The 24,521-nt window shown below is 58.7% G+C and carries 19 protein-coding genes and 1 CRISPR repeat array; of the genes, 4 read left to right on the forward strand and 15 right to left on the reverse strand.

What is annotated here, in order from left to right; all coding sequences use genetic code 11:
* Positions 1 to 41: 41 nt before the first annotated feature.
* A CRISPR array of direct repeats spans positions 42 to 1,332; the repeat unit is 36 nt; unit sequence GTCTTGAGCACGCGCCCTTCCCCAAGGTGATACGCT.
* 438 nt (positions 1,333 to 1,770) lie between these two features.
* A complete protein-coding gene (gene cas1, locus ABG996_RS06510) occupies positions 1,771 to 2,661 on the forward strand; it encodes a type II CRISPR-associated endonuclease Cas1 (protein ID WP_347479031.1) in 891 nt (296 codons plus the stop codon).
* A gap of 9 nt (positions 2,662 to 2,670) precedes the next feature.
* Positions 2,671 to 2,988, forward strand: a complete 318-nt coding sequence (gene cas2 / locus ABG996_RS06515; RefSeq protein WP_195445652.1) for a CRISPR-associated endonuclease Cas2 — start codon at positions 2,671 to 2,673, stop codon at positions 2,986 to 2,988.
* A 595-nt stretch (positions 2,989 to 3,583) separates the two neighbouring features.
* Here cas2 and ABG996_RS06520 read toward each other — a convergent pair.
* From ABG996_RS06520 to ABG996_RS06540, 5 genes are all read right to left on the reverse strand, one after another.
* Positions 3,584 to 4,963, reverse strand: coding sequence for a sensor histidine kinase (locus ABG996_RS06520; RefSeq protein WP_347479029.1), 1,380 nt, complete (start codon positions 4,961 to 4,963; stop codon positions 3,584 to 3,586).
* Between the two features lie 2 nt (positions 4,964 to 4,965).
* Complete coding sequence (locus tag ABG996_RS06525; RefSeq protein ID WP_347479027.1) at positions 4,966 to 5,649, reverse strand: response regulator transcription factor; 684 nt, start codon at positions 5,647 to 5,649, stop codon at positions 4,966 to 4,968.
* A gap of 228 nt (positions 5,650 to 5,877) precedes the next feature.
* Positions 5,878 to 6,456, reverse strand: coding sequence for a methylated-DNA--[protein]-cysteine S-methyltransferase (locus tag ABG996_RS06530; RefSeq protein WP_271748854.1), 579 nt, complete (start codon positions 6,454 to 6,456; stop codon positions 5,878 to 5,880).
* Between the two features lie 403 nt (positions 6,457 to 6,859).
* Positions 6,860 to 7,885 (reverse strand): aspartate-semialdehyde dehydrogenase, encoded by a 1,026-nt coding sequence (locus ABG996_RS06535; protein WP_347479024.1) that lies wholly within the window; start codon positions 7,883 to 7,885, stop codon positions 6,860 to 6,862.
* Between the two features lie 173 nt (positions 7,886 to 8,058).
* Positions 8,059 to 9,447 carry an aspartate kinase gene (locus tag ABG996_RS06540; protein WP_347483962.1) on the reverse strand — a complete coding sequence of 463 codons (1,389 nt, stop codon included), beginning with the start codon at positions 9,445 to 9,447 and terminating at the stop codon, positions 8,059 to 8,061.
* Between the two features lie 104 nt (positions 9,448 to 9,551).
* On the opposite strand from ABG996_RS06540, the gene thrC reads away from it, so the two are divergent.
* A complete protein-coding gene (thrC, locus tag ABG996_RS06545) occupies positions 9,552 to 11,069 on the forward strand; it encodes a threonine synthase (RefSeq protein ID WP_347479022.1) in 1,518 nt (505 codons plus the stop codon).
* A 200-nt stretch (positions 11,070 to 11,269) separates the two neighbouring features.
* Positions 11,270 to 12,151, forward strand: a complete 882-nt coding sequence (gene thrB, locus ABG996_RS06550) for a homoserine kinase (protein ID WP_347479020.1) — start codon at positions 11,270 to 11,272, stop codon at positions 12,149 to 12,151.
* A 259-nt stretch (positions 12,152 to 12,410) separates the two neighbouring features.
* Here thrB and yihA read toward each other — a convergent pair whose 3' ends face one another.
* The 10 genes from yihA to pflB all read right to left on the reverse strand — a co-directional run bounded on the left by yihA (position 12,411) and on the right by pflB (position 24,337).
* Positions 12,411 to 13,001 (reverse strand): ribosome biogenesis GTP-binding protein YihA/YsxC, encoded by a 591-nt coding sequence (gene yihA / locus ABG996_RS06555; RefSeq protein ID WP_089572350.1) that lies wholly within the window; start codon positions 12,999 to 13,001, stop codon positions 12,411 to 12,413.
* Between the two features lie 39 nt (positions 13,002 to 13,040).
* The gene (gene mtnN / locus ABG996_RS06560; protein ID WP_152067597.1) at positions 13,041 to 13,781 is read right to left on the reverse strand and encodes a 5'-methylthioadenosine/S-adenosylhomocysteine nucleosidase; all 741 of its coding nucleotides are present in this window, start codon (positions 13,779 to 13,781) and stop codon (positions 13,041 to 13,043) included.
* A 126-nt stretch (positions 13,782 to 13,907) separates the two neighbouring features.
* The gene (gene pflA, locus ABG996_RS06565; protein WP_152067596.1) at positions 13,908 to 14,726 is read right to left on the reverse strand and encodes a pyruvate formate-lyase-activating protein; all 819 of its coding nucleotides are present in this window, start codon (positions 14,724 to 14,726) and stop codon (positions 13,908 to 13,910) included.
* Between the two features lie 174 nt (positions 14,727 to 14,900).
* Positions 14,901 to 15,755 (reverse strand): DegV family protein, encoded by an 855-nt coding sequence (locus ABG996_RS06570; RefSeq protein WP_226812423.1) that lies wholly within the window; start codon positions 15,753 to 15,755, stop codon positions 14,901 to 14,903.
* 275 nt (positions 15,756 to 16,030) lie between these two features.
* Positions 16,031 to 17,473, reverse strand: a complete 1,443-nt coding sequence (locus ABG996_RS06575) for a glycoside hydrolase family 32 protein (protein WP_347479017.1) — start codon at positions 17,471 to 17,473, stop codon at positions 16,031 to 16,033.
* Between the two features lie 101 nt (positions 17,474 to 17,574).
* Positions 17,575 to 19,026: a PTS transporter subunit EIIC gene (locus ABG996_RS06580; RefSeq protein WP_040358954.1), complete on the reverse strand. Its 1,452-nt coding sequence runs from the start codon at positions 19,024 to 19,026 to the stop codon at positions 17,575 to 17,577.
* 45 nt (positions 19,027 to 19,071) lie between these two features.
* Positions 19,072 to 20,454 (reverse strand): family 43 glycosylhydrolase, encoded by a 1,383-nt coding sequence (locus tag ABG996_RS06585; protein ID WP_117743236.1) that lies wholly within the window; start codon positions 20,452 to 20,454, stop codon positions 19,072 to 19,074.
* 183 nt (positions 20,455 to 20,637) lie between these two features.
* A complete protein-coding gene (locus ABG996_RS06590) occupies positions 20,638 to 21,648 on the reverse strand; it encodes a LacI family DNA-binding transcriptional regulator (RefSeq protein ID WP_347479015.1) in 1,011 nt (336 codons plus the stop codon).
* A 300-nt stretch (positions 21,649 to 21,948) separates the two neighbouring features.
* The gene (gene grcA3 / locus ABG996_RS06595) at positions 21,949 to 22,200 is read right to left on the reverse strand and encodes an autonomous glycyl radical cofactor GrcA3 (protein WP_117583521.1); all 252 of its coding nucleotides are present in this window, start codon (positions 22,198 to 22,200) and stop codon (positions 21,949 to 21,951) included.
* Positions 22,201 to 22,285: 85 nt separating this feature from the next.
* Positions 22,286 to 24,337, reverse strand: coding sequence for a formate C-acetyltransferase (gene pflB / locus ABG996_RS06600; protein WP_006234859.1), 2,052 nt, complete (start codon positions 24,335 to 24,337; stop codon positions 22,286 to 22,288).
* Positions 24,338 to 24,521: the final 184 nt, after the last annotated feature.

The following is a 24,521-nucleotide window of genomic DNA, read 5'->3' on the forward strand; positions in this document are numbered from 1 at the left end:
GGTGATACGCTAACTTCACGTTGAACGACTTGACGTTCGCCGTCTTGAGCACGCGCCCTTCCCCAAGGTGATACGCTCCGTGCGTCGACGCCGTGTGCCTGCCCCCAGTCTTGAACACGCGCCCTTCCCCAAGGTGATACGCTCCAGGCACCGAACAGCAACTTCTCCACCTAGTCTTGAGCACGCGCCCTTCCCCAAGGTGATACGCTAACTTCACGTTGAACGACTTGACGTTCGCCGTCTTGAGCACGCGCCCTTCCCCAAGGTGATACGCTGTCCCGAACACGCTCGTCTGCCATGCCTACGTCTTGAGCACGCGCCCTTCCCCAAGGTGATACGCTACGGCAATGGAACGAGACTTGCGACGACTGGTCTTGAGCACGCGCCCTTCCCCAAGGTGATACGCTTAATGTCGACGTCGGTCACGGCCTGCGTGAGGTCTTGAGCACGCGCCCTTCCCCAAGGTGATACGCTCATCACGCTCACGGCTGACCAGACGTTCAAGTCTTGAGCACGCGCCCTTCCCCAAGGTGATACGCTGAAAGGAGCTGACATGGACGAGGACGAGAAGTCTTGAGCACGCGCCCTTCCCCAAGGTGATACGCTAGTACGGCCTCTCGCCGGATCGCTTGTCGAGTCTTGAGCACGCGCCCTTCCCCAAGGTGATACGCTAATGAGTTACAGTGTAGCCGTAGCGGTTGCGTCTTGAGCACGCGCCCTTCCCCAAGGTGATACGCTGCTGTAGTCGGTGAGCGCCAGCTCGGTGTAGTCTTGAGCACGCGCCCTTCCCCAAGGTGATACGCTTCGCCCTCATACGGATACGCACGCATAACAGTCTTGAGCACGCGCCCTTCCCCAAGGTGATACGCTTATTCGAAATCGCTCGCCTCCTCGTCCATGGTCTTGAGCACGCGCCCTTCCCCAAGGTGATACGCTGACTGGTGTGATTACAAAGATTTCTGTCTAGTCTTGAGCACGCGCCCTTCCCCAAGGTGATACGCTCAGCGGTACGTGCGGCACACTTCGGGGCGTGTCTTGAGCACGCGCCCTTCCCCAAGGTGATACGCTCTGAAGCAGTTTCTTGAGAAGAAATACGGCGTCTTGAGCACGCGCCCTTCCCCAAGGTGATACGCTAGAGGGTACCTATTCGACACCTGATGGTTGGTCTTGAGCACGCGCCCTTCCCCAAGGTGATACGCTATTGTGTATGAAATATAGAACGGTGATTCTGTCTTGAGCACGCGCCCTTCCCCAAGGTGATACGCTTTCAGCGAGTTCAACGACGACTAGCTCAGAGTCTTGAGCACGCGCCCTTCCCCAAGGTGATACGCTATGTGCGCACAGAAAAGCCCCTTTAACAGGGGCTTTTCTGTTTCAAGCCTCAAAAAAGAAGACTGATTCGACCTCAGATCTACATCTGCGATTCATTTTTTCGAGACAAAATACGTCGGCACGTCGCGCTTCACGCAAGAAACGAGCCGTATTCGGCACAGCGATTTATGTACTTATCTTCACAATCGAATCAATCCTTAGGCGCAAAAACGCTCAAAAGGACCCGCCTAAATGCTATCCATAGCTACCGTTTACGGAATACTGGCTAACACTCGCCCAAAAAAGTTCGCCCCGCCCAATCCGAAGATTGAACGGGGGTTACTTTACGGGTAAGCCACTTAAGTGGCTCCCCTTGTCTGGAGCCGCGCCCTTCCCCAAGGTGAGCTGCTTTCGACTTAGCTGTATTGTAGCGCTAATGCGGGGAAGGTCGTCGACAAAATGGCCCAACGGACGATACTTATCCACAGCAAGGCCCACCTCTGCATCAAGAACGGCCTATTGATGATCACCGTGGACGACCGCAGCTCCACCATTCCCCTCGAGGACATTTGGGTCGTCATCGTCGAATCCCATCAAACCACGTTGACGGTCGCCTGCATGTCACAACTCAACGACGCGGGAATAGGCGTCATGATCTGCGGGCGCGATCATATGCCCAATGGTCTTATGCTCCCCATGGGCGCCCATTCACGCCATGCGCGCATCGTCGAGGATCAGCTTGCCATGAGCCTTCCGTTAAAAAAGCAGCTTTGGAAACGGATCGTGCAGGCAAAGATACTCAACCAAGCGGCGGTTCTCACAGAAATGGGGTTGCCTACAGGCCCTCTCCCCTCTTATGCCAAAACTGTTCTTTCGGGCGACACGGACAATCGAGAAGGCGCAGCTGCCTCCGCGTACTTTAAAGCCCTCATCACCGATGGAACAAGACGTAACAGTATGCAGAGCTCCGCCCTCGATTATGGTTACAGCGTCCTGCGTGCAGGCATCGGAAGAGCAGCCGTTAGCGGCGGATGGCTCGTATCCCAAGGGCTTCACCATCACAGCGTTTACAACGCATTCAATCTCGTCGACGATCTTATTGAACCGTTCCGCCCTCTCGTCGATCTAATTGTTATGAGCTACGGCGTTGCAGAGCCTTTGGGCCAGCGCGACAAAGCGTTGCTCGCTCGCGTGTTTGAGCACGTCATGACTATCGACGGAAAACGTTGCGGCTGTCAGCAGTGCATAGAGACAACGCTCTCTTCACTCAGAACTGCCGTTCTCGAAAAGGACCCTAAGAGGCTGTTGTTGCCCGAGCTAAGAGGGCTCGAGATGGTATCTGTTGAATAGGGAGGAGCCATGAGAGTTATGAGGTTATTGGTTCTGTTCGATCTTCCAACGGGAAGCAAAGCCGAGCGTCGGCAGTATAGCGACTTTCGAAAGTTTCTGATTAACGACGGATACCATATGGAGCAGTTTTCGGTGTATTCGCGCCTGTTGGTAACTCGCGAATCCGCAGCGGCGCATATCGCTCGCCTTAAGCTGAATCTTCCAAGCGCTGGAGAGGTCACCGTTATCGAAATGACCGAAAAGCAATACGAAGACCGAATGGTCCTTCTGAGCGAGCACAAGGAGCAGCCCGTTGAGCAGGGCGCGCAGTTAACGCTTGTGTTTTGACGTTGCCGTGCAGATCGGCGCAACCGTCTCGCATTGGATCGGGCGGCGTATACCTTTCCGAAACCCCGGCAACACGTTTTGTTTATCGGCATGGGTGCCGGCTTTGCCGGGCTCTTTATTGTCTGCGTCATGGCTTACCTGTTCAACATGGATAAGTCGATCTACGCCCTGCAAGAGTGAGCGCAGAAGGCCGTCCTGCCGCTGTCCCGGCGCTTAGATCCTGTCGCGTGGAACGTCCGTCCCGCAATTCGTTGCTAAACCGGGATATGCTTTCCGCAAGCGGCTCATCCGGAATCCGCATCCCGTTCCAAGGCGTCAAGCTGGGATGCAGTTTCCGTTGAAGGCATCATTCGGAAAGCGTGTCCCATTCCGCAGCGATATTCCGGGACACAGCTTCCGCTAGAGCCTTCAAGGGGAAACCGCATCCCATTCCGAGGCGTCAAACTGGGATACGGTTTCCGGAACGACCCTCCAGGGGAAAGTACGTCCTATTCCGAGACCTGAAACCGGGACGTACCCTCAGCCCATAGCCTCCTCCGTCGACGTTTCCCCAGATAAAACCTGTCAAAATAAACCTGTCCCTTTTTGGCAGGTTTTAGAAGCAGACGGTGAAGGCGATCTGATGATCGTGGCCGGATACGGTAGCGGAGCCGCCATGGGCCTCGGCGATGGCGCGCACGACGGATAGACCCACGCCCGAGCCGCCCGTCTTGGAGCTACGCGAGACGTCTGCACGGTAGAAGCGGTCGAACAGTCGGTCCAGGTCGCCTTCGGGCAGCTCATCAACAGCATTCGATACGACAAGCTCGGCCGAGCCTTTGCCTGCACCGCGCGAAACGGCGCGCAGGCTCAGCTCGATCACGCTGTCCTCGCTTGCGTAGCGTGTGGCGTTGTCCAGCAGCAGCTCAACAACCTGCGCCACTGCCGCGGCATCGGCATGGGCCCGCACACCGCTCGCGATCGACGTCGACAGCCGCTTTCCGCGCGAAACCGCCACCGATTCAAACGGCGCCGCAGCCTTGTCCACGGCCTCCGAAAGATCAAACGATGTCATGGCAAAGCCCGCCGAGCCCTCGTCCATGCGAGCCAAAAACACCAGACGTTCCGTGAGCGCCGTCAGCCGCGCGACCTGCTCGTGAATGCTCTGCGTCCACTCACTCTCGCCGCTCTCGATCTCTTGTACCTCATTGGCGGCGTCAATTACAGCCAGCGGCGTCTTGATCTCGTGGCTCGCATCGGTAATAAAGCGCTTTTGCTTGCTGTAGCTCTCGACCATCGGCCGAATCACCGCGCCCGAGGCACCCGCCACAATTGCCAACACCGCCAGCCAGCCAATGCAACTAATCGCCACGCTCGCGCTCAAAAACGAATGAAAGCTTGCAAGCTCGCGCGAGCAGTCCACAAACACATAGGTGGTCTCGTCGCCCTGAACCGTAACCGTATAGCGGTAGTTACCAGAAAAGCCCGAGGTCAAACCCTTGGAATACAGTCCTGCAGCGATGCGGGCGGCACGCTTGGCGCCCACCGCGGCAATGCGAGCCGTGTTGACATCGGTCACCTGCCCGCCGGCAATCGACACCGTAAAGTAGCGCGTGTCGAAGGGAGACTCCGCCGTCATGCCTTCAAAATGCCCATCGCGAACGGCTGCCCGGTTACCGGTAGCAACCTTGCCGGCAACCGCATCCTGACCGGGATCGGTCTTGGGCTCATCCGTCCAATCGATGCCGTCCTTGCCCGCCAAGATATAGTCCAGACGAGCGTCGGCCATCTTGCAGACATGCGAGTAGTTGACGATATTGATGCCGGCGATGATAAGCGTAAGCACGGCGGTCACGGCACCCATGGCAACCAGGATGAACTTACGACGCAGGCGACGTCCCATTGCACTGGCAGCATCGGCGCGCCCCGGATTACCCGAGTCCGCGCCCATGCCGAGTTTTGCCGTCGTGCGCTTCCACCACGCACTCGCGCTCACGCCTATTCGCCCTCCTCAACAACCTCGAGCGAATAGCCCTGGTTGCGCGATGCACGAATCGCAACGTTGGCACCAAGCGCCGTCAGCTTTTTGCGCAGGTACGAGATGTAGACCCACACCACGTTGGCGCCTTCGGGCGCGTCCTCACCCCAAACCCCAAGCATCAGACGCTCGGTGGGCATGCGCGTGCCGGCGTTGCGCATAAAGAGCTCCATAAGCTGAAACTCACGATTGGCCAGGTGCTCCTCGCCCAAAGGGCCAACGAGCGTGCACGATGCCGTGTCGAGACGCACGTTGCCCACGCTGAGCGTCGTGGCGTCAATTGCCGTCGCGGCACGCGTCATGGCACGAATACGCGCAAGCAGCTCCTTGGCGGCAAACGGCTTGGTCAGATAATCGTTGGCACCGGCATCCAGGCCCTCGACCTTATCGGACACCTCGCTTTTTGCCGTGAGCATAATGATGGGCAGACGCTTACCGGCGGCGCGTGTGCGCTTGAGCACCTCAATGCCATCCATCCTGGGCATCATGATGTCCAGGATTGCGGCGTCATAGTCGTTGGCGAGCAGATATTCGAGCGCCGTCAGACCGTCGAGGGCGGTGTCGACCTCGTAGTCGCTATGTTGAAGAATCGCGGTAAGGGCACGGGAGAGGCCGGGTTCGTCCTCGGCAAGCATCAGCTTCATAGTTGTTCCTTTGGCGCGCGGCTATACAGATTTCGATATTGCCGATGATAGCGCACCGCCAGCCGCCTTAGCGCAGCCTTAGCTGCTCAACCTGCACGTTTCTAAAAACGCTGGATAGGGCTTAGCCAAACTTAAGGCGCACGTGTCGAGCGCTTTGACGCATGCCGAGCGCGAAGGGACAGTGACTCGTCCTTTCACGGCGTCCTAGTTATGCAAAGTGCTCGAGCGTTACTCCTCGTACGCGCCCTCAAGCCGCAGCAGCCACTCCTTGCGGTCGAGGCCGCCGGCATATCCGTTGAGCGAACCGTCGGCGGCAACCACGCGATGGCACGGCACAATAATCGAAATGGGATTACGCGCGACCGCGGCCCCCACGGCACGGGGAGACGCAACGGGTGCTTCGTTTCCCGGTACACGATGTCGAGCCGCAACACGCTGGGCGATCTCACCATACGTAGCGACCTCGCCACGCGGGATAGAAAGCAGCTCAAACCAAACCTCGCGCTGAAACGCCGTACCAATCATATGCAACGGCGGCGTAAACCGAGGCTCCTGCCCCGCAAAATAAGCATTCAGCCAAGCCCAAGAACGCTCAAGTACCGACGAGGCAGCACCGTTTGTCGGATTCACCGAAGACATGCCGCCAGCACCAGAAACCGCATCGGCGCCTTCAACATGTTCGGAGTCTTCCCGGAGAAGCGTGGAGCCAAAATGCTCCTGCCCCTCAAACCAAAGTCCCGTCAGACCGCGGCCATCAGCGGCAAGCAAGATTTCGCCCAAAGGCGAAGCAAACGTCGTCGTGACCACCAGCGGCTCCTTTCAAAACTCCGCAACATAATACCGCGAATTGTGCAGACAACCCCAATCGACCCCAAAGTCACCCTAGGCAGCAGGCGCGAACGCGCCGCAGCTGCCGGCCGCGCCCCACAGTCCCCCAAGGCGGCAGGCGCAAAGCGCCGAAGCCGCCGCCGGGATCAGGGCCCGCAACAGCCACGTGCCCCCACATCAGCCCAGCGGCCCCAACCAACAACGGCCCCATCGCAGGTCGCTTGCAGCAGCGTCACCGCAGGCGGGGGCCGGGCTTGGTTTTCAGAACACTCCGCAGACCAGTGTGGCGCCTTGTCCGCGGCTCCGAAGGAGCAGGACAAGGCGCCACACATGGTCGAGGACGTTCTGAAAACCAAGCCCGGCCCCCGCCGGACAGGTCACACTACTCGCAGAGCAGCTTAGCGATCTGGACGGCGTTGGTTGCCGCGCCCTTACGGATTTGGTCGCCGCAGCACCAGAAGGTGATGCCACGCGCGGCCTCGGGGTTCGAGATGTCGCGGCGTACGCGACCGACCCAAATCAGGTCCTGGTCGGAGGTGTCCATCGGCATGGGGAAGCGGTCGTGCGCATCCTCGGCGCTCATGTCGTCAACTAGCTTGACACCCGGAGCGGCAGCCAGCGCGGCACGGGCCTCTTCCACCGTGATGTCGCGCTCGAACTCAAGCGTGATGCTCTCGGAGTGCGAGCGCAGCACGGGCACGCGCACACAGGTGCAGTTCACGCGCAGCTCGGGCAGATGCATGATCTTGCGGCCCTCGTTTTGCAACTTCATCTCCTCGGAGGTAAAGCCCTCCTCCTTGACGCCGCCAATCTGCGGAATCAGGTTGCTCGCGAGCTGGGCGGCAAACGCGCGCGGCTCGGGAATCTCCTCGCCACGGCCCAGGGCGGCCAGCTGAGCCTCGAGCTCGGCCATACCGGGGGCGCCAGCACCCGAAGCCGCCTGGTACGTCGAGACGATCATGCGCTTCACGCCAGCGAGCTGATGCAGCGGCCACGTGGGAACCAGGCCGATAATGGTCGCGCAGTTGGGGTTGGCGATAAGGCCGTGATGCCACTTGATGTCGTCGGCATTGATCTCGGGCACAACCAGCGGCACCTCGGGATCCATGCGGAAGGCATGGCTGTTGTCGACCACGACGGCGCCGCGCTTGACGGCCTCGGGCAGTAGCTCCTTCGCGATGTCGTCGCCGGCAGCTCCAAGCACAATGTCACAGCCCTCAAAGGCCTCGGGACAAGCCTCTTCGATCACGATCTGCTCGCAGCGGAACTCGACGGTCTTGCCCGCAGAACGCGCGCTCGCCAGCAGCTTGAGCTTGCCAACCGGGAACTCCTGCTCGTTGAGGCACTCGAGCATCTGGGTGCCCACGGCTCCCGTCGCGCCCAAAATAGCAACCGTGTACTGTTTCATGCTTCCCCCTTTAAAGGTTGTGGCTTTTGCCCGCACGCCAAGCAGGCCGATTATTGTTGCCAGTGTATACAAGAACGGGGCGGGCACGAAACCCGCCCCGTCGAAACGAAACCGAAACGAAACGCCCCGCCATAGATTTTTGAGACAAGTCCAAAAATCTACTGGGATGGCAGCTACTTGTGGAGCGCGACCAGGGCGGGATCGACCGGCGCGGGAGCCTCCAGGTCGGAGACCTTCACAATGCCGTTCTCGTCGGAGAAGGCACGGTAAATGGTCTGAATCGCCAGGTCGAAGTCCTTCTCCTCGACACCGATAATGATATTGATCTCGTCGCAGCTCTGCGAAATCATACGCACGCTCACGCCGGCCTGACCAAGCATGCCAAACAGATGGCCCGAGATACCTGCACGGCCGCGCAGGTTACGGCCAACGGTAGCGATGAGCGCCAAGCCCTCGACAACCTCGATCTCGAGCGGCTCGACCTCCTGCTGAATGTCGCCCACGAGCGAGTACAGCGAGTCGTGCACGTCCTGCTCCTGCACCACGGCGCCAAAGCGGTCGACACCGGTGGGCATGTGCTCGACGGAAACGTCATAGCGCTCGAAGACCGAAAGCGCACGGCGCATAAAGCCGACACGGGGCTTGGTGCGGTCGCGGGCAACGTTGATGGCGACAAAGCCGCGCTTGCCGGTCACGCCGGTAATGATGGGCTCCGCCTCGCCCTCATCAGCCGTCTCGCTAATGATGGTGCCGGGGTCCTGCGGCGCATTGGTGTTCTTGATGACCAGCGGAATACCGGCCTCGCGCACGGGGAACACAGCCTCCTCGTGCAGGACGCTCGCGCCCATGTACGAAAGCTCGCGCAGTTCCTCGTAGGTAACGCGGGCGATGGGCTGAGCCTCGGGCACGATGCGCGGATCGGCAGAGTAGAAACCCGAGACGTCGGTCCAGTTCTCGTACAGATCGGCGCCCAGGCACTTGGCTAGGATCGAGCCGGAAATATCGCCGCCGCCACGGTCGAGCAGCTTGATCTGGCCCTCGCGCGTCGCGCCGTAGAAACCGGGCATAACAAAGCCGCCCTGTTGGCCGTACTCCTGCACCAGCTCGGAGGTGCGATTCATGCTGAGCGTACCGTCGTGATGGAACGCCACAACCGTCGCGGCGTCCAGGAACGGCAGGCCCAGGTACTCTGCCATCAGGCGAGCGGTGAAGTACTCGCCACGGCTCACGAGTTCCTCGGTAGAGTAACCGCCCGAGCGGGCGCGCTCGGCAAAGGCCGCGAACTCCTCGCGGATGGGATAGGTGAGCTCCAGCTCGTCAGCGATATCAAAATAGCGCTGGCCAATGTCCTCGAGCAACTCCTCGCACGACACGTGATACTTAACGTGCGCGTTAACCAGGTAGAGCAGGTCAGTCACCTTGGTGTCACCCTTAAAGCGGCGACCGCAGGCGGAAACCACCACAAAACGGCGGGCAGGGTCGGCATCGACGATGGCCTTGATCTTCTTGAAGTGTACGGCGTCGGCGACCGACGAGCCGCCAAACTTGGCAATCTTAATCATGGGCTGGAGGTTACCTTTCTAAAAAGCCTCTGCGAACCTATTTTGTGCGCTCTGATACCATGGTTTCACCGATTGGGACCAAGGCATCCGAGGAGCAGTGTTATATGGGAACTTATCATAGTACACGAGGACGCACTTTATCGTGCTCAAGTAAGGTGGCAATCCGCACTGGCATCGCTCCCGACGGGGGTTTGTTTGTCTCGGACGAGCTTGGCACCCAGCAGGTCGATATCAGCTCGCTTGCAGCTAAATCGTACTTTGAAATCGCTCAAGATGTGTTGGGAATGTTACTGAATGATTACACGGCCGAAGAAATTTCGGCGTGTGTCGACGAGGCATACCGCGGCACGTTTGCGAGCGAAGAGGTCACGCCGCTCGTCAAACTCGACGCCGCACCGGGTGCCGACGCCCCGCAAACCTATGTGATGGAGCTCTTTGGCGGCCCCACGAGCGCTTTTAAGGACGTCGCTCTGCAGATGCTCCCCCGTCTGATGGCCCGCACTTCCGCCAAGGACGGCGGCGCCGAGCGCATCATGATCGTCACCGCCACATCGGGCGACACGGGCAAGGCAGCACTCGCCGGTTTTGCCGACGCTCCGGGCACGGGCATCACCGTCTTTTATCCCGAAGGCAAAGTCAGCCGCGTGCAGAATCTGCAGATGTCCACGCAGGAGGGCGATAACGTCGCCGTCTGCGGCATCCGCGGCAACTTCGACGATGCCCAGAGTGCCGTCAAGCGCATCTTTGCCGATAAGGAGCTTGCCGAGCGTCTTGAGGCCGCCGGCACGGTGCTTTCGAGTGCCAACTCCATCAACGTCGGCCGCCTGGTGCCACAGGTCGTCTACTACTTTGCCGCTTATGCGCAGCTGCTGCGCGCCGGCGCCATCGAGGCCGGCGACGCCGTGGAGTTCTGCGTACCGACCGGCAACTTTGGCGACATCCTGGCCGGCTACTATGCCAAGCGCATGGGTCTGCCCGTCGCCAAGCTCGTCGTGGCGAGCGACAAGAACAATGTGCTTGCCGACTTCCTGACCACCGGCGTTTACGACCGTAACCGACCGTTCTTCACGACCATCTCGCCGTCGATGGACATCCTCATCAGCTCCAACCTCGAGCGCATGCTCTACTTCCTGTCCGATGGCGACTGCGAACTCGTTGCCGACCTTATGGAGCAGCTTGCCCAGACCGGCCGCTACGAGGTGCCCGCCGAGCTGCTGGCAAAGATTCAGAGCGTCTTTGGCTGCGGTTGGGCCAGCGAGGACGAGGTCCGCGCCGCCATCAAGAGCTGCTGGGACGCGAACGACTACGTGATCGACCCGCACACCGCTTGCGGCTATCACGTCTTCGAAAAGGTCGCCCCCGCCGAGGGCGCCAAGGCCCGCGTGCTGCTTTCGACCGCCAGCCCTTACAAGTTCCCGCGTGCCTGCTGCGACGCCCTGGGCCTCGACGTTCCCGAGGACGACTTTGAGGCCATGCGAGTGCTCGAGCAGGCAACCAACACGGTTGCCCCGGTCCAACTCGCCGAGCTCGAGTCCAAGCCCGTCCGCTTCGAAGACGTCTGCAACGTCGATGAGATGGCAAGCTACGTCGAGTCTGCAGCAAAACGAATGAGCACCAACTAGACCCCTTATTAAGCGCCGGCGAAAGCCGGCGCACCTTCTTTTTATTTAGCTTTCGGGATGATGACGAGCATGCGAGCGGGTCTGCCTGTTTAGTTCGTCGCGAGTTCCGCACAAGCCGGAAAGCACTTAATGTGCTTTCCGAGCGAGCCAGGACTGCCCGAGCAGCGAACTAAACAGGCAGACCGCCCAGGAGGACCCACATGATCAAAATCACCGTCCCAGCAACCAGCGCCAACCTAGGCATCGGCTACGATACCCTCGGCATGGCCGTCAGCCTCTACTCGCACTTCACCTTCGAGCGCACCGACAGGCTCACCATCACGGGCTGCCCCGAGGAGTTCCAAAACGAGGACAACCTGGTCTACGTCAGCTTTGTCGATGCACTGGCCGCATGGGGCGAGCCGGCTTTTCCCGTTGCCATCGACATTCAGACTGACGTTCCCGTCGCCCGCGGCCTAGGCTCCAGCTCCACCTGCGTCGTCGCCGGCATTATGGCCGCCGCCGCACTGACAGGCCACACCGTCGACCGCGCCGAGCTCGTCCGCATTGCCACCGAGGTCGAGGGCCATCCCGATAACGTCGCCCCCGCCATCCTGGGCGGCGCCGTCTGCTCCTTTACGCCGACCGACTCGCTCCCCCAGTGCCTGCGCTACGAGGTGAGCGATCGCCTGCGTTTTATTACCGTGATTCCGCCCTACGAGGTACACACGAGCGAGGCGCGCAAGGTCGTGCCGCAGGAGATTCCGCTCTCCACCGCCGTGTGGCAGATGGGCCGCATCGCCGGTATGACGCGCGGCTTGGAGACTGGTGACCTCGACCTGATTGCCGCCGCCAATGACGACCGCATCCAGGAACCCTATCGTCGCCGTCTGATTCCCGACTACAACGCCGTGCGCGACACCTGCCTTAACGGCGGCGCCAAGACCATCTGGATCAGCGGTTCGGGCTCGACCCTTATGGCGGTGACCGACGACACCATCGTGGCAAAATTCCTGCAGGTCAAGCTGCGCGAACAGTTCCCCAAGTGCGACACGCATATCCTCACGTGCGACACGGAAGGCGCCCAGATCGAATACCTGTAGACATCCTCCTCATATACCTGTCCGGGACGGTCGGGATGTTCCCTCAAAATCGTCCTCGCGCATGAAGGCCCCTTGCCCTGCTCCTACGGAGCGACGGACAAGGGGCCTTCGCGCTGCGGAATGATTTTGAGGGAACATCCCGACCGTCCCTGCGCCTACCTTGCTGAGGATGTCTACAGGGACCCACGCTTTGAAGGGGCGCCGGGCTGAAATATATGGCCCTTTATTGATAGGGGCTCTTGCTAGGCTGGAGCCCTTACTAGAGGCAGGCCTCGGCGATGCGGCGCTTGAGTTCGTCGATGCCCACGCCGGTCTGGGAGCTTGTGATGATTACGTTCTCGGCCGGGACGTTGAGCTGCTTTTTGATAGCGGCCGCCTGGCGGGCCTGTTGGGTACGGCTGAGTTTGTCGGCCTTGGTGAGGCAGACGATAAAGTTGAACTCGTTGCCCTGCAGGTAGTCGATCATGTCATGGTCGAGCTTACTGGGGTCGTGACGAATATCCACCAGCGATACGACCAGGTTAAAGCTGCGCTCGGAGTCAAAGAAGTCGCCGATAAGCTCAGCCCAGCGGTCGCGCTCGGCCTTGGAACGACGGGCGAAACCGTAGCCCGGCAGGTCCACAAAGTGCACGTCGTCGGCCTCGAAGAAATTGATGTTGCTCGTCTTGCCCGGCGTGCTTGAAACCTTGACCAGGTTCTTGCGGCCAAATAGCTTGTTCATGATGGAGGACTTGCCCACGTTGGAGCGGCCGACGAAGCTCACCTCAGGGCAGGTGGACTCGGGAATCTGCGAAACCTTGCCGTAGCTGGCGACGAACTTGGCAAGCTGGTAGTTAATTGAATCGGCCATGGACACTCCTTGGTCGTAGGTTTTTACAAAACGGGCGTGCTATTGCGCGGCGGCGATACTACGAACGATGTCAAGCGTGATGCCGCTCGCGGTGCGAGCGTACTCATCCAGATCGAACTCGCGCTCGCAAAACGCGTCATATGCCTCGTCACAATTATCGCTGATAGCGCGCAGCACTAGGCAATCGACACCATTCTTGGCCGCGATGTGCGCAATTGCCGCACCCTCCATCTCGACGCAATCGGCATGCGTGGCCTCAATCGCAGCGTTACGCATGGCGTCACCCGTAACAAAGCGGTCACCCGTGGCGATAGTGCCACACAGGAACTGCTTGGGGTCCTTCTCCGCAGAATTCTCATCCGCCGAGGTATCCACAAATCCATGCTCGGCAAGCACGGCGGCGGCAACATCAACCAACGCCGGCGTCGAGGCAAACTCCTCGAGCCCCGGCGCGGACTCGGCGATGAGTGCCGTATCGGTATCCAGATAGCGCAGGCACTTGCCTATAACCACGTCGTTAATATGGAGTTTAGGGTTTAGGCCGCCCGCAATACCCGAAAACACAACGGCCTGCGGGGCGTATTTGCTGATGAGATGCTGCGTTGCGGCAGCGGCGTTCACGGTCCCCATGCCTGCCGTCGTGGCGACTACCGTCAGACCCGAAAGCCCACCGTTCACAACGGTCAAGCCCGCCTCCTGCGACTCATGCGCGCCGCTCAGCTCTTCCTTAATCTGCGCAACCTCTTTTTCGAGTGCGCCTATGATCGCGATGGTTGCCATGCCATCCCCCAAATCCGTGCAAATTGCTTATCCACGGTATGGTACCAGCATTTTGGCTCAGCCGCGTCAGCACCAAGCCGTTAAGTCAGTACAGCTCGGGTATCATAAAGGGGCAAAAATAGCTTGTTAGCCGATGGCCGACCTGAGCTCCGCACGGCGCTTTTTCATGCCGGTCATAACGGCATTGCGCAGCTCGGGCATGCGCGCGGTATCCATCTGGGGCACGCCCTCGAGCTTATAGGGAATGCCCAGTTGCTCGTACTTGACGACACCCATCGTGTGATACGGCAGCATTTCCAGGCCCACCACGTTGTGCCATGGAGCGATGAGGCGACCGAGCTTCTCGCACTCCTCCACCGTGTCGGTAATGCCCGGCACAACCACGTGGCGGATAACGACCTTGATCTTGCGACGGGCAAGCTCATCGCCAAACGCCAGGATACGTGCAGGATCGCAGCCGGTCAGCTTTTTATGCTCAGCCGGATCGGCATGTTTGATGTCGAGCAGCACCATGTCGGTCTCGTTGAGCACGGCATCAAACTTCTCGGGATGGCCGGGATCAAACGCATACCCGCAGCTGTCAAGGCAGGTATGCACGCGGCCATCGGGGTTGTTGTGCATTGCACGGAACAGGTCGGCCAAAAACTCGGGCTGCAGGAGCGGCTCGCCGCCGGACACCGTAATTCCACCGCTGCGATAGAACTCGTGGTTACTCTGGAACTCATCCATCAGGTGTTCGACGGTCACCATGGTGCCGCCGTTGACCGACCAGGTATCGGGATTGTGGCAATACGCGCAGCGCATGGGACAGCCCTGAACAAACACCACAAAGCGGATGCCGGGTCCGTCGACCGTTCCCATCGTCTCGATCGAATGCACGCGGCCAAGGGCAAACGCAGAGTCCTCGGGACGAGCGTCCACACCCTCAAGCGTCATTTCTGCCATTCGCGCTACCTTGCCTCTCCTTGGATGCAACCAATTAAAATGCCAGAGCCATTCTAGCCCATGCGTTTGCGTTTAAACGTCTCAGACTAGAACGGCACGTTTTAATCTATCCCCCATCACCATGGCTGGGGTCTACGTCGAGATGTCAGGCTGAAGAACGCTCGCCTGCGGCCTTTACGCCTTAAGCGTGAGCACCGCACCGAAGGCGGTCGGGCCGCAATGGCTCGAGATGACGCCGCCGACTTGAGTCCAGGTAACGTCCTTAAAGCCCAGGTCATGCGCATAGACTTCCATGTCATCGCGCAGCTCCTGGGAAAGGCCCACCGAATACGCCAGGCCAATGTGCGAGTAGTCAATCTCGCCCTTCGCAACCATGTGGTCAATGAAGGCGCGGGCGCACTTGAGCATAGAACCGCGGAACTTCTTGGTCGCCACGAACTTACCGCCCGTCACCTCAATGCAGGGCTTAATCTTGAGCAGATGGGCGCCCAGGAACGCGACGTTGGACAAGCGACCGCCCGCCTTAAGGAAGGCAAGGTCCGTAGGAACAAAGCCCAGCAGCACGCGGTCCATGACGGAGTTCGCGAAGGCGAAGATCTCGTCGACGGTGGCATTGGGGTGAGTCTCGATGTATTTGGCGGTCTCGACGACAACGAGCGACTGCCCCACCGAGACAAAGCGCGTGTCCATGGAGTAGACGTAGTCGCGACCCTTGGCGGCGATCTTCGATGATTGATGCGAGCAGGTCGTGGCCTCGGAGTACGCAAGATGCAGAATGGTCGCATCGGGCTGCTCGGCATGGATACGGTCATATACGTGCGCAAAATCTGCCGGCGCACAGCCGCTGGTCTTGGGCATCACACCAAACTCGTTGCAGCGTGAGTAAATCTCAAGCGGATCGATCGAGCCGTCCTCGACGGTCTCGTCACCAATCGTGACATGCATGGGCACGCGCACGATGCCGTAGCGCTCGCAGAGCTCCGGCGTCACATCCGAACCAGATTCAACCACGATTACGTATTTGCCCATTCTTATCACGACCCATCTCAACATTGGCTTTTCAATACATGGCACGCGCCGCCGCACTGTTGCACAACAGCGTCCAAGCGCCAAAGAGACGCCGCCCCTTGCACACAACAAAGGACAGCGTCTCCCTGGAAAACTCCGTGCATCCTGAGATTCTACACGGTTTATTAAGGAGTGTTACTTATTCCGCAAACGGTCGCTATACGCGATAAACGGTAGCTGGCCGCGGTAACTGCGACACATTCCGCCCAGCAAGTCCAATCGTACTCCATGCACGGTTAATGCACGAGGCGGTAGAAATTCATCGATACCGCACCCTCGGCGTGCAGCTCCATCGCCGGAACCGCCGGCGAATAGGTCCGGCTCGTAAGTGCTGCCTCGCCGCCATTTGCAAAAATCTCGACCATCGTAGTGTCCGAAAGCACGCGCAGGTCGCGAAGCTCGCTGAGCTCGATCGACCTCTGGTCGCGCCCATAGCCTTCGTCACCCATGTCGAGGGTAAGCATCCCGTCTGCATAGCGCACAAAGACACCCTTGCGGATTTCGAGCTCGATCACCTGGGCGCCCTCACAGGAAACCACAAGATCAAACAGGCGGCCCGGCTCCTCAACGGTTTCACCGCCTGTCGCGCAAACGCAGTCGCCGCGCATCCTCTCAATCTCGTGCACCGGCTGCTGACAGAGCTTACCATCGCGCATGCTCAGTTCTCTCGGCACCGTCAACGCGCACTGCCACCCGCGTGCCACCGTCGGGCTTTTTGCCGTCGCATCGGGGCAACCCGACCACCCGATCATCAAACGCCGACCCGCAGCATCCTCAAAAGACTGCGGTGCGTAGAAATCAAAGCCGGCATCGACCATCGGGGGCATGCCCTGCCCGGCGATCTTAAAACTCGGCGCCTCCCAATCGGCCTCGATGGGAAACCACACGCACTGGTGCGGATTGCGGTAACGCCATCCATCGGCGGACACACCCTGCGGACAGCAAACGAGAATAAGCTCACCATCGAGCTCAAACAGATCGGGGCACTCCCACATAAAGCCAAACTTCTCGCCCAACTCAATGCGCGTCGCATAGCTCCAGTCCTCTAGATCGCTCGAGGTATAGACAAGCACGCAGCCGCGGTCGTCTTTCGTACGAGCGCCCAGAACCATGTAGTAGATACCATCGTGTTCAAGGATTTTGGGATCACGCACGTGCGTACCGATATCGTCGGGGTAATCGACCGGCCCAACAGTTATGCGCTTCTCGCCCAATTCGTCGGGGTTCTCGGCAACCACATGAATCTGGTTTTGCTCACGGCCCGTCAACACGTAGTCGTAATCATCGCGGTCAAAATGCTTGACGTTGCCGGTATAGAAGTAGTGAATCTTGCCGTCGTGTACAAAGGCAGAACCAGAATACGCTCCGCTCGAATCCAAATCGGAATCGGGGAACAGCACAGGGCCGCGATTCTCGTACGTCACAAAATCCTTTGTTGTCAGATGATTCCAAAGCACTGGACCGCCATGCGCAGCATCGAATGGATCGTATTGGTGATAGATGTGATACGTATCACCGATCTGCACCAAACCGTTGGGGTCGTTGAGCCAGCCAAGCTCAGGCTCCACATGGAACAGGAGCCTATCGGGGTCGGACGCGATGCGACCCGCCGTCTCATCCTGTCCGGCACGCCACTGCTCATAGTCCGCGCGTGTCACCTTATTTTTTTGATTAAACATCGCCGTTGACTTTCTCGTCTATGGGGAAGGACGCTCGACTCACACGAGCCGAACGCCCTTCCCCAAATGGACTTATCCTCAGATTACGCTGAACGGCTCAACTAGAAGCTGACATCGAAGCCAGCACCAGCGCCCTCTTCATCAGTGGTCGGCACGCCCTTTGCCTTGTTGTAGGCAAAGATCAAGACGATCGGCACGATAAAGGCGATGAGATTGCCAGCCACATACCACACGAGCGTCTCGGGCGTGACGATGAGCAGGCCAAGCACGCCGGTCAGACCCTGACCGATGGCGCGCACCTCAAAGAGCTTCACGAAGGCACCGCCGCAGCCTGCACCGATGCAAGCGCAGATGAACGGGATGATCGAGTAGCGCATGTTTGCAGCAAAGATTGCGGGCTCGGAGATACCGACCAGCGTCGGGATAAAGGACGACATGCAGATGTTGCGCTCTTTGGAATGCTTCTTGTGAATGAGGTACATGCCGATGGCGCCGCCGCCCTGGGCGATGATGGAAACCGACCAGATGGCCTGGATGTAGTTGAAGCCAGTCGTGGCGACGAGGTTTGCCTCGATACCCTGGATGAACTGATGCGTACCGGTAACGACGAGCGGCTGCAGGAATGCGGCAAAGACAAAGGCACCGAAGACGCCCATCCTGTTGTACAGGATATCGATTACACCGGCGAGGACGTCGCCGATCAGGTTGCCGAGCGGGCCGAACACGGTGAACAGGGCGACGTTAGCAAGAATCAGGGTAACGGTCGGGACAAAGACGAACGAAACGACCTCGGGGATGTACTTCTGGGCAATCTTTTCGACCTTGGCCATAAACCAGGCAGTCAGGATTGCAGGGAACACGCCGCCCTGGAAAGCAACCATGGGAATGGAGAGCGGACCAAAGTTCCAGTACTCAGCACCCGTCGGATCCATAACGAACGTGTTGCGGTTCATAAGGCTCGGGTGAACCATGACGATACCGACGAGGATGCCCAGAATCGGGTTACCGCCAAAACGCTTCACCGCGCTGTACATAACCAGGACAGGCAGGTAGTCAAACGTGGTGGCGATAATGGCAAAGAAGCTTGCGAGGTTCTTGAGGAACTCGCTGTGGTCGGCAAGGCTGCCCTCCATGCCAAAGAGGCCGTTGGCAACGATCAGCGACTTAAGGCCGATGATGATAGCAGCGCCGACGAAAGCGGGAATGATGGGGATAAAGATATCCGAGAATACCTTGAGGACCGAGAAGAACTTGCCCTTCTTGTCCGCCTCGGCGCCCTTGACCTCGGAAGCGCTGATCTCCTTAACGCCCGTCAGAGCCATAAACTCATCGTAGACCTTGTTGACGGTACCGGTACCGAAGATGATCATGAGCTGGCCGCTGTTGTACAGCACGCCCTTGACGCCATCGATGTTCTCGAGCTCGGCCTTGTTGTACTTGCTCGTATCCTTGAGCACCAGACGCAGACGCGTAACGCAATGCGTGGCGCCCTCGATGTTCTCCAGACCGCCGACGTTATCGACGACTTGCTGAGACACTACTTTGTAGTCCATGTTCCTCTCCATTCCCTTACGAAATCATAAAACGTTTTGATGCCATTACAGAGACGCGATCGTTGCATTTGCGCACTTGAGCGTACCGTCGGTGACCGTCAGTGCCACACCCTGGCCCTGCTTATTGCAGAAGCGAGCGTTGAGCGCAACATCATCGACAAAGATGGTCGCGATATCGTCGTCAACGACCAGGCGCACATGATGAGTGCCCTCGCCCTTAAAGAACAACGGACGCTCGAGGCCCATGTTGTTGACCTGGAACCACGGATACTGGGGGGCCGCCGTAAACTCGAGCTTGCCCTCACGCAGGTTGGCGCGGAACTCATAGGCAAGACCGGACTCGGCGTCCTCGGCAAGCTTCACCGAGAAGCCGGCAGCGTCTCCGGCGAGCTCGATGTCGGCATCGAGCATATAGGTGGAACCGGCATCCGCGGCGAGCACCTGCTCGACCTTGCCCGACTCGCAGGAAAGCTCAAAGGCCTCGACTGCCTTAGCCTCGCCAAAGGCGCCAAGCATGCTGTCAGGGAGCTTGGTGCCGAGCGTTCCGTCGGCACGCTGAACGATCTCGAGAGGCATAAAGGTGCCACCCCACAGGTAAGAGCTGGGATCGCCACCCTCGTCACGCGTAGGAACCCAACCAAAGAGAACGCGGCGCTCGCCATCAAATGCGGTACGCGCGGCATAGTACGCGCGGCCATCGAATGAATCGTCAGCAGGAGTGATCCAAGGACCGTTGATGGAGCGAGACATGCGGTAACGGGTCTTGTTGCCATCACTGTACTCGGAGAACACCAGATACCACCAGTCGCCCATCTTAAAGAGATCAGGCATCTCGAACATGGTGTAAAGGCCCGGATTCCACCAGTCGCCCTGGAACTCCCAGGTATCCAGGTCCTTGGAGGTGAACTTGACCAGACGCCCGGTCATCAGACGCTTGTCCTCGCCCACGCGCGTGCCGAGGATGAGCATGTACTCTTCGTTCTCCTCATCCCAAAGCACAAAGGGATCGCGCCAGTTGCGGTCATCGTAACCCTCCTGGGGCGGAAGCAGCGTCTCGGCGATGTTCTTCTCCCACTTGACGGCGTCGTCACTCGTTGCGTGAAGAAGAACCTGCTTCATCAAGCGTGCCTTGACCTTATCGCGATTGCAACCAGTGTAGAGCGCATGGTACTTGTCGCCCACCTTAAACACCGTGCCGGCATAAACATACTGGTCGACTTCCTCGTCGCCGCCACGCTCAAGGCTCTCGCCAAAGTCTTTGTAATTGACGAAGTCCTTGGTTGTCGCGAGTGCCCAGCCAAACGGCTCTCCGAAAGGTCCGGGGTTTCGCGTGTCACGCTGATGATAGAGATAGAACGTGCCGTCCTCGCCGTACGGCATGATGTCGCCCACCCAAATTCCCTCAGGCTGGTAATACACCTTGTGCATCCGAGACTTCCTTCCCACGTGATACTAACTCGGTACAACTGCAAGATATGTCAATCGTTTTCATATGTCAAACGTTTTCACACCAATACGTCTTTTCGCAGTTCCAGTCGTCGGCAAACGATTGACATATGCCGGCGAACGGTCATCAGAGGCGTTTGAGGAATTCTTTTGGCACGGGATGAACTACGCGGTTTTGCCCTCAATGAGTTCAACGGGGAGCTTGGTATTCGATTCGGGCTTTTCACCGTTAACAAGAGCGATGATGGATTGCGCCGCGAGCTCTCCGATGCGATCGATATCTTGACGAACGGTTGTTAAGTCAGGCATAAACGTCATAGTGCGGCGGGCGCCATCCGCGCCCACGACCTTAATATCGTCCGGAGCGCTCAAGCCGCGCTGCTTCATCACGTTAAGACAGATAGCCGCCATCGTGTCGTCTCCCGCAAAGATGCCGTCAATATCGGGGTTCTCATCGAGGATCTTCGCAACGACCGCACTCTTTTCGTCATCGGACTTAACGAACCCGACCTCACGGACAAGCGCGGGCAAACCGGCCTGCTCCACAACATCGTGGTAGGCATCGGTACGCTTATTGGCAGGCATGCGCATGCGGCTATTGTTGCGCAGGCACAAGATGCGCGAACACCCGTCATCGATGAGACGACGCGTAGCAAGTTCGCCGATGCCATAGCTGTCGCTCGCAATCTGAACAGAGGCCTCGCCAAGGTCGCAGTCGATACCAACCAGACTCAAGCCCATCTCGGCATACGCCTCGGCACCGATATTAAGCGAGTTGACGATGACGCCATCAACCATATTGCGTCGAAGCATGTCGATATAAGAGCGCTCAAGCTCGGGTCGATTGGCGCTATTGCACAGCAGCATCTTAAAACCGTTTTCGGCCAGGGTATGCTCAATGACTTGAACCACTTGGGCATGAAACGGACTGCTGACATAGGGGACGATCATACCGATAAGATTCAGGCGACCGTTGAGCATGGCACGAGCGATATCGTTGGGCGTATAGTTGATGCGCTTCATCGCGGCATGGACCTTATCGCGGGTCTCTTGGCTAATATAGCCACGATTATTAAGCACACGAGATACCGTAGTAGGCGAAACCCCCGCCACCGCCGCAACTTCCTTGATGCAAGGCTTAGCCGTATCCTTAGAACGAGCACTCTCGCGAGCCATAGCACCCTCCCCCATCAACATGTCATACGTTTACATACGAACAAAGCATACCCCAACAAGAGCGGGAAGACGGTAACAGTACAAGTAAGTAAACGACTCATCCAAATAATTAGGAGAGTTCCGCCTAAAGGGTGACTACACAGGACCCCCGCCGGGGCTGTTTGGGCTACCTCTCAAAACATTCCGCAGGACGCAAAGAGGCTCGCCGCACGAAGTGCGCAGCGAGCCTCTTTGCATGTCCGAGGACGTTTTGGGAGGTAGCCCAAACAGCCCCGGGTCTCCGGTGGGAGTTGAGTCCCTTTAGAACTTGTCGTGGAAGGTACGCGAAATGACCTCGTCCTGCTGCTCCTTGGTGAGCGTGTGGAAGTTCACGGCATAGCCGGAAACGCGGATGGTCAGCTGCGGGTACTTCTCGGGGTGAGCCTGAGCGTCGAGCAGCGTCTCACGGTTGAAGACGTTGATGTTCAGGTGGTGGCCACCCTTCTCGGCGTAAGCGTCGAGCATGTGGACCAGGTTATCGGCCTGGGTCTCGGAAACTTCAGAAACCTTCATAATGTGTCTCCTTCGATTAATAGGCGCCGGCCGAAACCGGCGCGCTAATCAGTAATCGTTATTGTTAGTATAGCACTAACAATAGTTACTCGCCCAGCTGATCAAGGTCGATATCGCCAAAGAACACCTGGTCCTCCTTGCCGAGCGCACTCGGGATGATGGAGAAGGTGTTGGAGATGCCGTCCTGAGCATCGCGGAACGGGAGCTTGGAAACCGAAGACAGCGAAGCGATGGCGCCGTGGCTATCGCGCTTGTGCATGGGGTTAGCACCCGGGGCGAACGGCTGGCCAGCCTTGCGGCCGTCGGGCGTGGAGCCGGTCTTCTTACCGTACACGACGTTGGAGGTAATGGTCAGAACCGAGGTCGTGGGCACGGAGTTGCGGTAGGTGTCGTTCATGCGGATGTACTCCATGAACTGGTGCACAACGTCGTGAGCGATCTGGTCAACGCGGTCGTCGTCGTTACCGTACTTGGGGAACTCACCCTCGGTCTCGAAGTCGACGATGATGCCGTTCTCATCACGGACGGGGTGGACCTTGGCGTACTTGATGGCGGACAGGGAGTCAGCCACGACGGAAAGGCCAGCGATGCCCGTAGCGAACCAGCGGTGCACGTGCTTGTCGTGCAGAGCCATCTGGATGCGCTCGTAGCAGTACTTGTCGTGCATGTAGTGAATGATGTTCAGCGAGTTGACGTACACGCCAGCGAGCCACTTCATCATGTCGTTGTACTTGGCCACAACGTCGTCGTAATCGAGCGTATCGCCCTCGACGGCGCGATACTTGGGGCCGACCTGCTTCTTGGAGACCTCGTCAACACCGCCGTTGAGTGCGTACAGCAGGCACTTGGCCAGGTTGGCGCGAGCGCCGAAGAACTGCATCTCCTTGCCGATGCGCATGGAGGACACGCAGCAGGCGATGCCGTAGTCGTCGCCATGATAGACGCGCATGAGGTCGTCGTTCTCGTACTGGATCGAGGAGCTGGCGACAGAAGTCTTGGCGCAGAACTTCTTGAAGTTCTCGGGCAGACGGGTCGACCACAGAACGGTCATGTTGGGCTCGGGGCTGGTGCCCATGTTCTCGAGCGTGTGCAGGTAGCGGTAGCTCATCTTGGTAACGAGCGTACGGCCGTCGACACCCATGCCGCCGATGGACTCGGTGACCCACTGCGGGTCGCCGGTGAACAGGGCCTGGTACTCAGGGGTACGGGCAAACTTGACCATGCGAAGCTTCATGATGAAGTGATCCACGAACTCCTGGATCTGCTCCTCGGTGAAGGTACCGTTGGCAAGGTCGCGCTCAGCGTAGATGTCGATGAACGTAGAGGTACGGCCGATGGACATGGCAGCGCCGTTCTGCTCCTTGACGGCAGCAAGGTAGGCGAAGTACATCCACTGGATGGCCTCCTGCGTGTTGGTAGCAGGGTTGGAAATGTCGAAACCATAGGTCTCGGCCATCATCTTGAGCTCGCCGAGGGCGCGGATCTGCTCCTGCAGCTCCTCACGATCGCGGATGTTGTCGGCGGTCATGACCGTCGGGGTGGAAGCCTTCTGGGCCTCCTTGTCCTTGATCAGGTAGTCGACGCCGTACAGGGCAACACGACGGTAGTCGCCGATGATGCGGCCGCGGCCATAGCCATCGGGCAGACCGGTGATGATGTGAGCCGAGCGGCAAGCACGCATCTCGGGAGTGTAAACATCGAAGACGCCAGCGTTGTGGGTCTTACGCTCGAAGGTGTAGCGCTCGACAACGTTCTCGTCGACCTTGTAGCCGTGCTGGCTGGCAGCCTGGCAAGCGATGCGGATACCACCGTTGACGTGCAGCGCGCGCTTGAGCGGCTTGTCGGTCTGGAGGCCGACGATAGTCTCCTTCTCGCGGTGGGCGTTATCGATGTAGCCAGCGGGGTGGCTCACGATACCCGTGACGATCTTGGTGTCCATATCGAGGACACCGCCCTGTTCGCGCTCCTTAAGCAGCAGGTCGAGAACCTCGCCCCACAGCTCCTTGGTACGCTCGGTCGGACCGACGAGGAACGACTCGTCGCCCTCGTAGGGGGTGTAGTTCTTCTGGATGAAGTCTCGGACGTCAACCTCTCCCGTCCAAATGCCTTCCTTGAAGCCTTCCCATGCCTCCTGCATTGTGTAACCACGCTCCTAGTTACGTGTAATGCGGCGCTCTCTCACACCGCTGCTTATTGAATTCTTGAATGTTCGGCTTGCACTACCAGCTTCTTCCGTTCTTCACCACACGCTGGTGCAGAGAAAACGTTTGTCCACCTTGGAACTACAACCCAAAACCCAAGATTTCACCCGTCTGAGAAGG

This window comes from Collinsella aerofaciens, assembly GCF_039836695.1.
Taxonomy (GTDB): Bacteria; Actinomycetota; Coriobacteriia; order Coriobacteriales; family Coriobacteriaceae; genus Collinsella; species Collinsella aerofaciens_BD.